At 38.9% G+C, this 642-nt stretch carries 2 protein-coding genes; both read right to left on the minus strand.

What is annotated here, in order from left to right; genetic code table 11:
* The coding region (locus tag IEW74_RS17275; RefSeq protein WP_188667437.1) for a hypothetical protein at positions 1-282 on the minus strand (282 nt) is incomplete at its 3' end.
* Positions 283-462: 180 nt separating this feature from the next.
* A partial coding sequence (locus tag IEW74_RS17470) for a hypothetical protein (protein ID WP_229734412.1) occupies positions 463-642 on the minus strand: 180 nt, incomplete at its 5' end.

Here is a 642-nt window from a genome sequence, read left to right on the forward strand (position 1 = left end):
GATGCTCTTGTGACCCTTGATGGCTACCGTCTGTGATGAATATTTCAAAGTCACATAAAGCTGATCATCATGTTCCCACCACCATGGTCGCAACGGAACGTCAATGAAATGCTCTTTTCCACCATTGTAACGACGGCGTTTTAGTATATAGGCTTCGCCCTGTTGAGCCAATTTACATGCGTCTATTTGCTGTATAAGCGAGTTCACGAAAACATCAACGGGATCACGACGTGGTGTTGTAGATAATGGTTTTGTTTGGTTTGAAAAGATGAGTGGAATCATTAAAAAGCATCCTTGGTCATTACATCAAATGCTAACTTACAAATCAGATTTGTCAAATTTGGTGCCGGTTTGCAACTACATGAAAAGCTCTGCGGAAAGTCAAATATGGAGTCCATTCAATAGCTTCCGTGCCAATTATCATGGTGAGTTTTCATGACTTAAAACCATACTTGCGATTTCCTATTCCTGCTTTTTTTGAGAGAATCCAAAACATAAACAAATAGGAATTAATTGAAGTTTTAATCCTATTTCCCAATCAATATGTAGCTGAACTTCAAAAAACATTTCAAATGGGTTATGTGAGTAAAAGCCGATGTATGGAACATGCGGAAGTAAACAGATGACGTCCACGTCGGTCAA

It is taken from the genome of Terasakiella brassicae (assembly GCF_014641495.1).
In the GTDB taxonomy this organism is placed as follows: domain Bacteria; phylum Pseudomonadota; class Alphaproteobacteria; order Rhodospirillales; family Terasakiellaceae; genus Terasakiella; species Terasakiella brassicae.